Source organism: Jhaorihella thermophila, assembly GCF_900108275.1.
GTDB lineage: Bacteria > Pseudomonadota > Alphaproteobacteria > Rhodobacterales > Rhodobacteraceae > Jhaorihella > Jhaorihella thermophila.
In genome coordinates this window covers 1-13,954 of the sequence record NZ_FNVD01000015.1, presented here as the reverse complement: position 1 = coordinate 13,954, position 13,954 = coordinate 1, and the positions used below count along the sequence as shown (strand labels likewise).

General features: G+C 67.8%; 13 protein-coding genes. 6 read left to right on the top strand and 7 right to left on the bottom strand.

Features of this window, described 5'->3' with window-relative positions; translation table 11 throughout:
* Positions 1-53 precede the first annotated feature (53 nt).
* Both C4S70_RS14715 and C4S70_RS14710 read left to right on the top strand, forming a co-directional pair.
* Positions 54-848 (top strand): ABC transporter permease, encoded by a 795-nt coding sequence (locus C4S70_RS14715; RefSeq protein WP_104008872.1) that lies wholly within the window; start codon positions 54-56, stop codon positions 846-848.
* Between the two features lie 8 nt (positions 849-856).
* Positions 857-1,807: a glycosyltransferase gene (locus C4S70_RS14710; RefSeq protein ID WP_235003843.1), complete on the top strand. Its 951-nt coding sequence runs from the start codon at positions 857-859 to the stop codon at positions 1,805-1,807.
* A 140-nt stretch (positions 1,808-1,947) separates the two neighbouring features.
* Here the strand turns inward: C4S70_RS14710 and C4S70_RS14705 are convergent, their stop codons facing one another.
* On the bottom strand, positions 1,948-2,562 hold the full coding sequence (locus C4S70_RS14705; RefSeq protein WP_104008871.1) for a sugar transferase: 615 nt from the start codon (positions 2,560-2,562) through the stop codon (positions 1,948-1,950).
* Positions 2,562-3,425 carry an NAD-dependent epimerase/dehydratase family protein gene (locus C4S70_RS14700; protein ID WP_104008870.1) on the bottom strand — a complete coding sequence of 288 codons (864 nt, stop codon included), beginning with the start codon at positions 3,423-3,425 and terminating at the stop codon, positions 2,562-2,564. The genes C4S70_RS14705 and C4S70_RS14700 overlap by 1 nt, the downstream gene beginning before the upstream one ends.
* A gap of 94 nt (positions 3,426-3,519) precedes the next feature.
* On the opposite strand from C4S70_RS14700, the gene C4S70_RS14695 reads away from it, so the two are divergent.
* Positions 3,520-4,644 carry a polysaccharide biosynthesis/export family protein gene (locus C4S70_RS14695; RefSeq protein WP_104008903.1) on the top strand — a complete coding sequence of 375 codons (1,125 nt, stop codon included), beginning with the start codon at positions 3,520-3,522 and terminating at the stop codon, positions 4,642-4,644.
* 19 nt (positions 4,645-4,663) lie between these two features.
* Here C4S70_RS14695 and C4S70_RS14690 read toward each other — a convergent pair whose 3' ends face one another.
* The 5 genes from C4S70_RS14690 to rfbC all read right to left on the bottom strand — a co-directional run bounded on the left by C4S70_RS14690 (position 4,664) and on the right by rfbC (position 9,471).
* Positions 4,664-5,917, bottom strand: coding sequence for a glycosyltransferase family 4 protein (locus C4S70_RS14690; RefSeq protein WP_104008902.1), 1,254 nt, complete (start codon positions 5,915-5,917; stop codon positions 4,664-4,666).
* Positions 5,918-6,005: 88 nt separating this feature from the next.
* Positions 6,006-6,890, bottom strand: coding sequence for a glucose-1-phosphate thymidylyltransferase RfbA (gene rfbA / locus C4S70_RS14685; RefSeq protein WP_104008869.1), 885 nt, complete (start codon positions 6,888-6,890; stop codon positions 6,006-6,008).
* Positions 6,887-7,741 carry a dTDP-4-dehydrorhamnose reductase gene (gene rfbD, locus C4S70_RS14680; protein WP_104008868.1) on the bottom strand — a complete coding sequence of 285 codons (855 nt, stop codon included), beginning with the start codon at positions 7,739-7,741 and terminating at the stop codon, positions 6,887-6,889. Before rfbD ends, rfbA begins: the two co-directional genes overlap by 4 nt.
* A gap of 117 nt (positions 7,742-7,858) precedes the next feature.
* Positions 7,859-8,905 carry a dTDP-glucose 4,6-dehydratase gene (gene rfbB, locus C4S70_RS14675; protein ID WP_104008901.1) on the bottom strand — a complete coding sequence of 349 codons (1,047 nt, stop codon included), beginning with the start codon at positions 8,903-8,905 and terminating at the stop codon, positions 7,859-7,861.
* A 5-nt stretch (positions 8,906-8,910) separates the two neighbouring features.
* Entirely contained in the window at positions 8,911-9,471 is a 561-nt protein-coding gene (rfbC, locus tag C4S70_RS14670; protein ID WP_104008867.1) for a dTDP-4-dehydrorhamnose 3,5-epimerase, read from the bottom strand.
* 259 nt (positions 9,472-9,730) lie between these two features.
* Between rfbC and C4S70_RS14665 the strand changes: the two genes are divergently transcribed.
* The 3 genes from C4S70_RS14665 to C4S70_RS14655 form a co-directional block, all read left to right on the top strand.
* Positions 9,731-10,963: a rhamnan synthesis F family protein gene (locus C4S70_RS14665; protein ID WP_104008866.1), complete on the top strand. Its 1,233-nt coding sequence runs from the start codon at positions 9,731-9,733 to the stop codon at positions 10,961-10,963.
* A complete protein-coding gene (locus C4S70_RS14660) occupies positions 10,963-12,012 on the top strand; it encodes a hypothetical protein (protein ID WP_104008865.1) in 1,050 nt (349 codons plus the stop codon). The genes C4S70_RS14665 and C4S70_RS14660 overlap by 1 nt, the downstream gene beginning before the upstream one ends.
* Before the next feature lie 157 nt (positions 12,013-12,169).
* A partial coding sequence (locus tag C4S70_RS14655) for a calcium-binding protein (RefSeq protein ID WP_146064225.1) occupies positions 12,170-13,954 on the top strand: 1,785 nt, incomplete at its 3' end.

Here is a 13,954-nt window from a genome sequence, read left to right as displayed (position 1 = left end):
AGTCTGGGTCTTATACCACATCCGCCCGATTGGGTAGTTCCCGGCCTCATCCCATGTCCAATTCGGTCCAGATCCTCCGCTTCCGCTGGTTTCGCCCCCTTCGGACCATCACCGCGCTGATGCTGCGCGAGATGAGCACGACCTATGGCAGATCCGCGGCCGGATATCTGTGGGCGATCATCGAACCCGTGGCCGCGCTGGCGCTGCTGTCGATCGCGTTCGCGCTGTTTCTGCGCCACCCCTCCCTGGGGACGAACTTTCCCCTGTTCTATGCGTCTGGCTACCTGGTCTTCAATCTCTACATGAATGTCGGCAACAAGGTGGCGCAGGCGGTGAGTTTTTCCAAGCCCCTGCTGGAATTTCCCGCCGTCACCCCGCTCGACACGATCCTGGCCCGGTTCCTGCTGAACTATCTCACCCAGCTGATGGTGTCCGTGATCATCTTCGGCGGCATCATCGCGATCTATGACCTGCGGCTCATTCTCGATTTTCCGACCATCGTTCTGGCCTACCTTGCCGCCGGCGCCTTCACGCTGGGGATCGGCACCTTCAACTGCTACCTGTTCGCGGCCTATCCCTCCTATGTTCAGGTCTGGGCGATCCTGAACCGCCCGATGTTCCTGGTCTCGGGCATCTTCTTCATGTTCGACATCGTGCCCCAGCCCTATCGGGACATCCTGTGGTTCAACCCGCTCATCCACCTTGTCGGCCTGCTGAGATCGGGCATCTACGCCACCTATGACGCGCCCTACGTGTCGCTGGTCTATGTCATGGGCGTGTCCGGGATCCTGTTCGCGGTCGGGCTGCTGATGCTCAACCGGCATATCCGCGATGCCATGAACCGTTAGGGCGGGGCGTGACGGATCAGGATCCCCAATCCCCGCGCGTGGCGGTGCTGATGGCGACCTTTCAGGCCGGAGAAGACCTGATGCCCCAGTTGCAAAGCCTTCTGGAGCAGAGCCTGAAACCGGCGCGGATCGTGATTTCCGACGACGGCTCGACCGACGGCACCCGGGCGCGGCTGAAATCCTTTGCCGCGCAGGCCGGCCGCGACGGAATCGCCGTCACCGTGATCGACGGCCCCCGCCGGGGCGCCAGCGCCAATTTTCTGCACCTGCTGGGCCGGCCCGAAGCGGCCGCGGTCGATTACGTCGCCCTGGCCGATCAGGACGACATCTGGCTGCCGGACAAGCTGCGCCAGGCGGCTGACCTGCTGGCCCCGCACGGATCCGCCCCGGCCCTGCTGGGCACCCGCAGCTGGGAATGGGATTCGGCCACCGGCCGCCGCCACCTGTCGCGCCCGGTGCCGGGGCCGCACGATTTCCGCCACGCGCTGGTGCAGAACTTCGCAGGCGGCAACACCATGGTGCTGAACCGCGCGGGCATGGCGCTGGTGCAGCGGGCGGTGCCGCGGGTGCGGGACGTGGCGGTGCATGACTGGTGGCTCTACCAGCTGATCTCGGGTGCGGGCGGCACGATCCTGTTCGGGCAGGAGCCCCGGATCCTCTATCGCCAGCACCCGGGCAACCAGATCGGCGCCAACCGGGGCCTTGGCTCCAAGCTGGCGCGCTTCGTGGCGATGCTGCGGGGCACCTACCGGCACTGGAACGATCTGAACGTCGCAGCGCTCATGGCCAATGCGGATCTGCTGACCGATGACGCGCGCGCCCTGCTGGAACGCTTCGCCCGCGACCGGCAGGGGGGATTGCGCGCCCGCCTGGCGCTCTTGCGCGAGACGGGGCTGCATCGCAAGGGGCGGATCAATCACGCCACGCTGTGGCTGGCGGCGCTGCTGAAGCGGCTGTGAAAAACAGGCTCTGAAAAGGCATTTTCCGAAATCGACGCGGACCCGCTTCCTTCATCTTGCGAAAAATACTCCGGGGGAGTCGCCCGCAGGGCGACGGGGGCAGCGCCCCCTTTCTCGCCTCACCGGGCGCGCCCTTCGCTCTACCCGCCGCGTCGCAGCAGATTTCCGATCGTCTGGAACACCAGATCGAAATCGTAGCAGATCGACTGGTGGCGCTGATAGATCAGGTCCAGCCGTGCCTTGGCCGGCACGCAGATGCGGGAATAGAGCGCATCGGTCTCTTCCGGCGCGGTGCAGCGCGCCAGAAGTCGCGCCTCGTGCCGGTGATAGACCAGCGAGGCCAGCCCGGTCACGCCGGGCCGCGATTTCAGCACCTGGGCATAGAGGTCGGGAAAGCGTTCCACATATTGCCTCAGCGGCGGGCGCGGCCCGACGAAACTCAGATCGCCGCGGATGATGTTCCACAGCTGCGGCAGCTCGTCCAGCCGCCGCGCCCGCAGCCAGGCGCCGGCGGGCGTGATCCGCGCCGCCTTGTCCCCGCCCGAGACGCCGGAATCATCTTCGGCCACGGTCATGGTGCGGAATTTCCACAGCATGAAGGGCCGGTCGATGCCCTTCATCCGTTCGGCCACATGAAAGATCGGCCGGCCCTGTTTCGCCCACAGCCAGAGCGCAAGCCCCAGGATCACCGGCCAGAGCAGCGCGACCAGCAGCAGGGCAAAGACCAGATCAAGCAGGCGTTTCTGGGGGGTCATCAGGAAATATAAGTCTCTAAACAAGCCAATTCACGCCACTCCGCCACCATTGTCCGGGGCAGGCTATCCCTTGGCGCAAACGAGGTGAACCTTTCCAGTGCCGATACGTCAAGCTGCACCCGGGCGATCGCGTCTTCCGGAGCCGGCCGCGGCGTCCACGCCAGCCCCGCCGCATCGAGCAGCGCCCCCATCTCGACCGAGCCGGGGGCGGCGACGTTCAGAACCGGCGGCAGATCGGAGGCGGCGGCAAGATCCTTCAGCACGCGCGCCAGCGTTGCGGGGCCGACATAGCTGCGCCGGGGGGTGCGGCCGTCGGCAAAACGGTCCAGCCGGAATCCCGGACGCCAGTCGCCCAGGATCGCATCGGCCCCGGCCACGTTGCCGATCCGCAGGCAGGTCACGGATACGCCCAGCTCGGCCCCCAGCGCGATGGCGCGATGCTCCATTTCGGCCTTGGCGCGCCCGTAGTCGGACAGCGGGGCAGGGGGGACGGTTTCGGCCAACAGACCCTGGCCGCCCCCATAGACCGCGGCCGAGGACGCCAACAGCACCCGCGCGCCCGCCGCCGCGCCGCCGCGCACCGCTGCCAGGCCCAGCCTCACGTTGTCGGCCATGGCCGCGCCCCGCGCGGCGCGCGTGGGTGTGACGCCGGCCAGACACAGGATCGTGTCGCAGCCCCGTGCCGCGCGCGCCACCGCATCGGGGTCGCGCGGGTCGAACACCGCCCAGTTGCCGTGCCGCGCGGCGCGGGCCTGCCAGAGCACATGATCCCCGGTTCGTGCCCCGCTTCGGAGCCATAACCGGCGCAGGATCGCGCCGATCCGACCTGTGGCCCCCAGGACCAGAATCCGTGGAAAATGCATTGCCCGCCCCATTTCGGTTGACCCGTTTCCCGCCGGGGGTATCTTGCGGCCGGAAAACGACAACGGCAACTCCCAGGGCAGGCCCTTCCGGCGAATGAGGATTCTTCTGCACATAGCGGTCGTGGCCGGACTGGTCCTGGGCACGCTTTCGGGCTGTTCCTCGGAACTGCCGGGCGGGGGGCCGAACAGCCGCCAGTTGTTGCGCGAAGCCACCCGGGCCGATGCCGATTTCGCCGCCTACAAGGTGACGCGCGCCTTTCTGCCCATCGTCGCGCGCTGGCCCGACACCGGCACCCAGCAGCGGCTGAGCTGGATTTCCCACAGCAGCGGCGCGCGCACCCAGATCATCCAGCCCGGCGATACGCTGAACATCCGCGTCTGGGACAGTTCGGAAAACTCGCTGCTGACCTCGCTGGATCAAAAGGAGATCGCGCTGCCCAACGTGAAGGTGGCCGCGAACGGGTCGATCTTCATGCCCTATGTGGGCAATATCAGCGTGGTCGGCCTGACCCCCGACCTGGCCCGCGAACAGCTGCAGGCCGCGCTCGAGGCGATCATCCCCTCGGCGCAGGTGCAGCTGAGCATGACCGAGGGGCGCAACAACTCGGTCGATCTGGTCAGCGGCGTGCCGCGCCCCGGCACCTATCCGATGCCGGACCGCAACTACACGGTGATGAGCCTGATCGCCGCCGGCGGCGGGATCAACCCGAACCTCAACAACCCGCAGATCCGCCTGATGCGGGGGGGGCGGCTCTACGGCACCTCGGTCGATCATCTGCTGGCCAACCCGCAGGCCGACACGCTTCTGCGGGGCGGGGACCGGGTCTTCGTCGAAGAGGACGAGCGCTATTTCCTGTCCTTCGGCGCCACCGGCACCGAGGCGATGCACATCTTCAACAAGGACGAGATGTCGGCGATGGACGCGGTGGCGGCGATGGGCGGCGTGAACGACAGCCGCGCCGACCCGCAGGGTCTGCTGGTGCTGCGGGAATACCCCGCCTCGGCCGTCCGGCCGGGCAACCAGGGGCCGCGCCAGCCGCGGGTGGTGTTCGCGCTGGACCTGACCTCGGCCGACGGGCTGTTCGCGGCACGCAATTTCAGGATCAACTCGGGCGACCTGATCCTGGCCACCGAAGCGCCGATCAACGACCTGCTCACGATCTCGCAGATCGTCGGCAATTTCTACGGGCTGGGAAACCGGATCGGGCTGGTGAACTGACCCCGGACCGCCGAGCGGGTCAGCCCGGCAGTTCGATCCGGGCCGAAGCCGGCACCAGGGAATTCATTCGCGCGATGTGCTCGGGCAGGCAGCGGGTGAGAAAGTCGTATTTCTCGACCACATGCGCCCGCGCCGCCGGCCCCAGATGGGCATAGGCACCGGGGTTGGCCAGCACGTCGATCACCTGATCCGCCAGCGCGTCCACGTCGAAGAAATCCACCAGCATCCCGGTTTCGCCATGGGTGATCGCCTCGCGCACGGGCGCGACATCGGTGGCGACGACGGTCGCGCCCATCGACATCGATTCCAGCAGCGACCAGGACAGCACGAAGGGCATGGTCAGATACAGGTGGCAGCGGCTGAGCTGAACCACCTGCACGAAGGACGAATAGGGCACCTGGCCCAGGAAATGCACCCGGTTCCAGTCCACGCTGTCGCCCAGCGTCTCGGTCAGCTCGCCCCGCAGGCCGCCGGGATGCTTGCTCTTGCGGCCATAGGAGACATCGTTGCCGCCGATCACGATCACCCGCGCATTGGGGCGCGCCGCCTGGATCTTTGGCAGAGCGTGCATGAAGATGTGAAAGCCGCGCGCATGTTCGAGATTGCGCGCCATGAAGGTGAACACCTCGTCGGCCCGCGTCAGCGGCCGGTCGAGCCGACCCAGTTTCAGCGAAACCTCCGGGTCGGGCTGCAGCAGATCGGTGCGGATCCCGTCATGGCAGACATAGAACCTGTCGTGAAAGCTCGCGGGGAAACGATCCCTTTGCCATTCGGTGGGCACATGGCCCAGATCGACGCTTTCGATGCTGGCAAAGGGCACCGCGTTGCGGGCGTGGTTGAGAAAGGGCGCGTGATCCGAAACCGGCTCGTCGGGATCGAACCCCACCAGGCCGCCCGTCATGCGGTAGAAATATTCGAAGAAGCCCAGCACCGGCACGTCCGGCCAGACCTGCTTCATGAACAGAAGCTCGCCCCAGCCGGTATGGCCGAGGATCAGGTCGGGCCGCCAGCCCTTTTCCCGGTCCAGCATCCGCGCCGCCATCGCTGCGCCAAAGCCCGTGCCGGTCGCCTCTTCCCAGACCTTCGAGAGCCCATAGGCATCCTTGGCGGGGCGGTGATGGGGCGTGTAGACGACCTTGGTCACGCCCTTGTATTCCGGCCCCTTCTTGCGCTGGGTGAGAAAGACGATCTCGTGTCCGCCCCGCGCGGCCAGCCACTGCACCAGTTCGCGATACTGGCCGGGCATGTTCTGGTGAACGAACAGGATCTTCATGGACATTCCTTCGTCATGGGGTGCGGTCAAAGACAAGCACGGGGCAGGGTCCGGATGCAATCGGCAGGACGCGCGGACGCGGGGGATCTCACTTCAGCAGCCCCGCGAGATAGGCGCCATAGCCGTTCTTGGCGAACATCTCGGCGCGGGCGGCCAGCTCTTCGGCGCTGATCCAGCCGTTTTCAAAGGCGATCTCCTCGGGGCAGCCGGTCTGCAGGCCCTGCCGGGTTTCCAGCGTGCGCACGAAATTGCCCGCATCCAGCAGGCTGCCATGGGTGCCGGTATCCAGCCAGGCATAGCCCCGCCCCATCTGCATCACGTTGAGCGCGCCCTCGGCCAGATACATCTCGAGCAGCGAGGTGATCTCGAGCTCGCCCCGCGCCGAGGGCGTCACCCGGCGGGCCCGTTCCGGCGCGGTGCCGTCGAGGAAATAGAGCCCGGTGACGGCAAAGTTCGACGGCGGCACGGCGGGTTTCTCGATGATGGTCTCCACCCGGCCCTCGGCATCGAAACCCACCACGCCATAGCGTTCGGGGTCGGCCACGTGATAGCCGAACACGGTGCCGCCAGCGGTCTGCGCGTCGGCCTGGGCCAGCAGCTTCGGCAGGCCGTGGCCGAAGAAGATGTTGTCGCCCAGCACCATCGCGCTGGGGGCGCCGTCCAGGAAATCCTCGGCCAGGACATAGGCCTGCGCCAGCCCGTCGGGACTGGGCTGTTCGACGTAAGTGAGCGACACGCCCCACTGGCTGCCATCGCCCAGGGTGCGGCGGAACTGGTCCTGGTCCTGCGGCGTGGTGATCACGCATATGTCGCGGATGCCCGCCAGCATCAGCACCGAAAGCGGGTAATAGACCATCGGCTTGTCATAGATCGGCAGAAGCTGCTTGGAGATGCCGATGGTGATCGGGTAAAGCCGCGTGCCCGATCCGCCCGCCAGGATGATGCCCTTGCGCCCGGTGCTGCTCTGTCTCATGTCCTCGCCTCTTCGATCTCGGTCAGGATGTCGCGCAGGCTTGCACGCCAATCGGGCCTTTTCAGGCCGAAAACGGCTTCGGTTCGTGAACAATCAAGGCGGGAATTCAGCGGGCGCCGGGCCGGGGTGGGGTAATCCGCGCTGGGAATGTCGGTGACCCGGCAGGCGATCCCGGCCTGGGCAAAGATCGCGCGGGCGAAATCGGCCCAGCTCACATCCGGGGCGCCCGCGAAGTGGTAGATGCCGCCTTTATCAGGCTCTACACGGAGGGTTTCGGCGATTTTCAGGCAGGCCGCGGCGATGTCGCGGGCCGGTGTCGGCCCGCCGATCTGGTCGGCGACGACGCGCAACTCGTCCCGTTCGCGCCCCAGCCGCAGCATGGTCTTCACGAAGTTGCTGCCATGGGCCGACACCACCCAGGAGGTGCGCAGCACCGCCCATGTCCCGCCCGCCGCGGCGACGGCCCGTTCGCCGGCCAGTTTCGACCGGCCATAGGCCCCCAGCGGGCCGGTCGGGTCGGTCGGGCGCCAAGGCGCGGTGCCGTTGCCGGCAAAGACGTAGTCGGTGGAGATGTGGACCAGAGGGATGCCGAGATCGGCGCAGGCCCCGGCCATGGCGCCGGGGGCGGCGCCGTTGATGGTGGTGGCGAGTTCCTCGTGATCCTCGGCCGCGTCCACGGCGGTCCAGGCGGCGGCGTTGATCACGGCCTGGGGCCGGATCGCGCGGATCGCGGCGGCGCAAGCCTGGGGATCGGCCAGATCCGCCGCCGCGCGGTCAAGGCAGGTCACGCCGCCCGCCCGCGCCAGTTCGCGGGCCACCTGTCCGGTGCGGCCGAAGACGAGAACGGTCATGGCGCGACACCCCCGGCCTGCCAGAAACAGGCTCTGTGCGGGGGAATTGATCGGGTTTCCTGCGGAAACCCGAGCCTCCGGCGGGGGTATTTGGGACCAGAAAGAAGCATGGGACCGTCACCCCCCCGTTCCGAGGCGCCGGCCGACGCCGTCGCGGGTCTGCAGAGCGCGCCACCAGGGTTCGTTGTCGAGATACCACTGCACCGTGCGGCGCAGCCCTTCCTCGACCGTCACGGAGGGGCGCCAGCCGAGTTCGGCGCGGATGCGGGAAGGGTCGATCGCATAGCGCGCATCATGGCCGGGGCGGTCGGCGACGAAGGTGATCTGTTCGGCATAAGGGCGCCCGTCCGCGCGGGGGCGCAGCTCGTCGAGGATGGCGCAGAGGGTTTGGACGAGTTCGAGATTGGTCCGTTCGTTCTCGCCGCCGATATTGTAGGACCGGCCTACCTGTCCCTTCTGCACCACCAGCAGCAGCGCCTCGGCATGGTCTTCGACATAGAGCCAGTCGCGCACGTTCGACCCGTCGCCGTAGATCGGCAGCGGCTTGCCCGCCAGCGCGTTGATGATGGTGACCGGGATCAGCTTTTCCGGAAAGTGGAAGGGGCCGTAATTGTTGGAGCAGTTGGTCAGCACCACCGGCAGCCCGTAGGTGTGATGCCAGGCCCGCACCAGGTGGTCGCTGGCGGCCTTGGAGGCGGAATAGGGCGAGCGCGGGTCGTAGGGGGTGTCTTCGGTGAACTGGCCGGTGGGGCCGAGGCTGCCATAGACCTCGTCGGTGGAGATGTGGTGAAAGCGGAACGTGTCGGGGCGGCCCTGCGCGGTCCAGTATTTGCGCGCCGCTTCCAGAAGCGTGTAGGTGCCGCCGATATTGGTGTCGATGAAGGTGCCCGGCCCGTCGATCGAGCGGTCCACATGGGATTCCGCGGCCAGGTGCATGATCGCGTCGGGCCGGTGTTCGGCGAACACCGCGTCCATCGCTGCGCGGTCGCGGATATCAGCCTCTACAAAGGCATAATCTGGGTGATCGGCCACCTCGGCCACGTTGTCCAGACAGGCCGCATAGGTCAGCGCGTCCACGTTCACCACCCGGTGCCCGTCGCGCACCGCCCGGCGCACCACGGCCGAGCCGATGAAGCCCGCGCCGCCCGTGACGATCAGTTTCATGCGGCTCATTCCTCCCACCTGAAGGGGCTGTCGAAGTCGGCCAGGCGCGGGGCGGCGGCGTCCTTGTCGCTGAGGATCGGATCGCCGGTCAGGCCCCAGTCGATGCCGATGTCGGGATCGTCCCAGCGCACCGCGCCGTCGCAGTCGGGGGCGTAGTAGTCGGTGCATTTGTAGCAGATCTCGGTATCCGGCTCGCGGGTGACGAAACCGTGCAGGAACCCCTTGGGGATCAGCAACTGCCGGCCGTTTTCCGCCGAGAGCTCGATGCCGAACCAGCGCCCGAAGGTCGGCGAGCCGCGGCGGATGTCCACCGCCACGTCGAAGAGCCGCCCCCGCCCGCAGCGCACCAGCTTGTCCTGGGCATGCGGCGGCGCCTGGTAGTGCAGCCCCCGCACCGTGTTCACCGCCCGCGAGAGCGAATGGTTGTCCTGCACGAAATCGAGGGTGATCCCGTGGTCGGCCAGCACCCGCCGGTTCCAGCTTTCGCTGAAAAAGCCGCGCGCGTCGCCAAAGCGTTTCGGCGTCAGGACCAGGACGCCCGGAAGGGGGGTTTCTTCAATCTGCATGGGCCTCAATGACGTCAAAAACCATTGCGTTTGCATAGCAAGCACGGGGGGGGATGTCATCCGCCGGAACGCGGGGCTCTTCTCTTTCCGGCGTGGGCCGCCTATCGTGCCCCTGTCGGTGCGCGCGCCGGACAGGTCGAGGTTTTTCGGTCATGCTTCATGGGTTTCGCATCCCGGTTTTTCTGGCACACCGCCGCGGCGCGCCGCGCGGGGTGGCACCGGACATGGCTGGCCGTGATCGGATGGACCGGCAGTCGGGATGACCCCGCCGTCCCGCACCGTTCCCGGCGGATCTGAGCCCCTTGCCGCCGGTTTCCTGCGCCGGGTGCGCATCGTGCTGCGATTTCTGTTTCCGACCCCGGCCGAGCGGGAATATGCCCGTCTGCTGCGCGGGCGGCCGGAATTCGATCGCGCCTTCTATCTGGCCTCGAACCCGCGTCTGCGGCGGCTGTTCCGCCTGGCGCCCGAACGTCACTATGTCCAGTTCGGCGAACCGGCCGGCCTGTGCCCCAATCCCGGCTTTTCACCGCGGGCCTATCTGTTTCACAACCCCGATGTCGCCGCGGCAGGTCATCCGCCGCTGCTGCACTATCTGCGGCAGGGGCGGGGCGAGGGACGCACCGTCATGCTGCGGACCGGCGGCGGGCCGCTGCCGGATCTGCCTGCGATCGCTCCGGCCGACCGGCCGGACCCGCCCGCCCCGGTGGCGGTGGTGCTGCATCTCTACTACCACGACATGTGGCCGGAATTCGCCGCGCTGCTGCGGGCACAGCGCTTTGCATACGACCTTTATGTGACGCTGACCGGCTCGCCGGAGGAAACCGCCCCCACGGCGGCGGCGATCCGGACCGCCTTTCCGCGCGCGCGGGTCTGGGCGATGCCGAATCGCGGGCGCGATATCCTGCCGTTCCTGCACCTGGCGCAGTCGGGGGTGCTGGCGCCCTATGCCGCGGTCTGCAAGCTGCACGGCAAGAAATCCCCCCATCGCGGAGATGGCGATGCCTGGCGGCAGCGTCTGGCGCGGGGGGTGCTGGGCGATCCCGATCGCACGCAGGCGCGGCTGGAGGCGTTTCTGGCCGACACCGCCTCGGCGCTGTGGGTGGCCGACGGTCAACTGGTCGAGGGCGATGCGTGGTGGGGCATCAATCGCCTCCGCGCCGAGGCGTTGCTGAACCGCGCCGGCCTGAGCACCGAGGGCCGGGTGCTGCGTTTCGCCGCAGGTTCGATCTACTGGATCAAGCCCACGCTGATCGCGCGGCTGGCGGCGCTGAACCTCAAGGCGGAGGATTTCGAACCCGAACAGGCGCTGGTGGACGGCACCACCGCGCATGCGATCGAACGCGCCCTGGGCGTGCTGGCGGATGCCGCGGGGCTGGGGCAGCTGGAAAGCCGCGATCTGGACCGGAAACCGCCGGCGCCCGGCGCCGGGAGGATCGAAATCGACGAACCCCGGCGTGTGACCGGGAAGAACGGGCAGGACGACACGGGCTGATGGCCAGGCTTTTTCTTCACATCGGAACCCACAAGACCGGAACCAGCTATCTTCAGCACCTGTTCCATCTGAACCGCGACCGGCTGGAACAGGCGGGGCTCCACTATCCCCGCATCGGCTCGGACAGCGCCCATCACGCCTTGGTCGAAGTGTGGTTCGAGATCCCGGACCTGCCGCCGGACCGTTTCCGGGAGGGCGGCCCGGACCGGCTGTGGGAAGATCTGGTGCAACGTCATGCCCGGGGACCGGGCACGGTGATCCTGTCCTCGGAAGCGTTCTCGCGCCAGGGGCGGGAACCCATCGATTATGCCGACCTTGCCCGGCGCCTGGCCCCTTTCGAAGAGGTGCGGGTGATCTGCACCCTGCGCCGGCAGGCCGAACTGGCCCAGTCGGTCTGGCTGGAAGTGGCCAGGAAGGGGCGGGCCCTGACGCTGCGCCCCTATCTGAACCGGGCCTGGACCGAGGGGTTGTGCCATGGCGTCAGCATCGATCACGAGCGGATCTATGATCGGCTGCTGGAAGGGTTCTCGCCGGACCGGATCCATCTGTTCGACTACGAGCATGTCCGCCGGGCCCGGGGCGGGCTGGCCCAGGCTCTTCTGGATCTGGCGGGGGCGGATCTGTCCGTTTCCGACCTGCGCCAGCCGCCGCCGGAAAGCGCCAACATCTCGCCCGACCCGCTGGGATTCTATCTGGCCAGCCGGATCGCCGGCAGCGCGCCGCCGCCCGCTGCGCTGGTGACGGCGGTGACCGATATCCTGCGCACCGATCCGCCCCGGCCGACATCCTTGCTGAGCCGCGCCGAATACGCCCGGTTCCACAGCGTGTATGCCCCGGTCAACGCCCGTCTCGTGGACCGGGTCCAGCCCTGGCAGCCCGGATTCACCTTGTCGGACACCGCTCCGTCCGGGAAACTCTTCTATCGCGACGATGTGACCGAATGGAAATGGCTGGAGATCGCGGCGCGGCTTTACGCCGATCCGCCGCGCGACGAGACAACGATCGCCGATCGCGCTCGGCGGATTCTGCGCAAGGGCTTCGGCAGATGATCCGGGCCGGGCGGACAGGCCCGCCGAAAGTCGCGGATTTGCATTGAATCCTTTCTGAATACCCCGCTTTCGCCGCGATCGCGACACCACCCGATCCGCTCCCGCATCCCACCCTTTCCGGCGACCGGGTGGGGGCCCGGGAGTGGGGCTTGGGAACATGGGGGGTCTGTCGAGGATCCAGACGGTCTGGGTGCGCGACCTGCCGGTGCTGAGCCAGGTGGCGCGCCTGGATGTGGTGCAGGGGGCGCAGGGCTCGACGCTCGTGGTGCAGGATCCGGCCACGGGCCAGTTGGCGCGTGCCGACCTGGGCGCGGCATTCGGCAGGGCGCCCGTGCCGCTTTCGTCCTTTCGGCTCGAGGCGACGGGCAATGCCGGCGGGATGGTCCCGCTGCGCATCGACGGTCAGGATCGCCAGATCGAAGCCGGCACGCTGGCGCGGCTGACGCAGGCCGGCGGCACCGCCAGCGCCTATCTCGATGGGGTGGCCTTTGCCGGCAACCTGGTGGTTCTGCATCACGCCACGCCGGGCGGAGACGCATTTCTGTTCGCAACCCGTCCCCATGGCAGCGGCATCGACGTCTTTCGCACGGGGTCCGGTCTGCCACAGCCGGTGCAGAGGGTGGAGCCCGTGGCCGGCTTCTGCCTGTCGGGGCTGTCCGCGCTGGACAGCGTCGAGATCGGGGGCCGCCGCTATCTGGTGGCGGCCTCGGCCACGGAAAACGGTCTGAGCAGTTTCGAGATCGGCGCGGATCCGGGACAGGTGCTGACCCCCCGTTCGGCGATCGGGGTCGCCCAGGGGCTGGCGATCGACCGGCCCACGGCCCTTGTCACGGCGGTGCTTGACGGTCGGGCGCATGTGATCGCGGGTGCCTTCGGCAGCGGGTCGCTGAACGTGTTCGAACTGACCGGAGAGGGCAGGCTGATCGCCACCGATCAGGTCAATGACAGCCTGCAGACGCGCTTTGACGGGGTTGCGGCGCTGGATGCGGTGACGGTGGGGGACGGGGTGCTGATCGCCGCGGGCGGCAATGACGGCGGGATATCCCTGTTCCAGCTGATCCCCGGCGGGCGGCTGATCCATCGCGAAACCCTGGTGGACGGCACCGCGACCGCCCTGGACGGGGTGCGCCAGCTGCGCTTTGTGCAGGACAATGGCCTGACCGAACTGTGGGCGTTGTCCTCCCGGGACGGCGGGCTGACCCGGCTGGCGCTTGACACCGGCGGGCTGGGGCCGGTCCTGCAGGGCGCCGCGGCCGGGGGGGATCTGCACGGCACGGGGGCGGCGGATATCCTGATCGACGGCCCCGGATCCGACCGCCTGTTCGGGGCGGCCGGCGCGGATGTCTTTGTCTTTTCGCCCGATGCGCAGGCCGATACGGTGGCCGATTTCAACCGGTTCGAGGACCGCATCGACCTGGGCGCCTTTGCCGGGGTGACCGGGCCCGGCGACATTGCGCTCGGCCCGATCACGGGCGGGGCGGTGCTGCGCTGGGGCGACGAGACGTTGACCCTGATGTCGCATGACGGCGCCCGCCTGGGGTGGAGCGACCTGTCTGACGCGGTGGACTTTGCCACCCAGCGGGTCGATCTGCCCGACCCGTTCACGCTGCGCGGGGATGATGGCGACAACCGGTTCGGATGGGCAGAGGGACCGGACACGATCGACGGCGGGGCCGGGTTCGACACCATGAGCTATGCCGATGCCCCACAAGGGGTGGTGGCCGATCTTGGCAACAGCCGGACCAACGGCCTTGCCGCTCTTGGCGATGTTCTGGTGGGCATCGAGGCCGTCGAAGGTTCGGCCTTTGCCGATCGGTTGCGGGGCGACGAGGGGGAAAACAGACTGAGCGGCCTGGGCGGCAACGACATGTTCGTGGCCACTCCCGGCCGCGACTGGTATTTCGGCGACGCGGGCTATGACACGGTCAGCTATGCCGGCGCC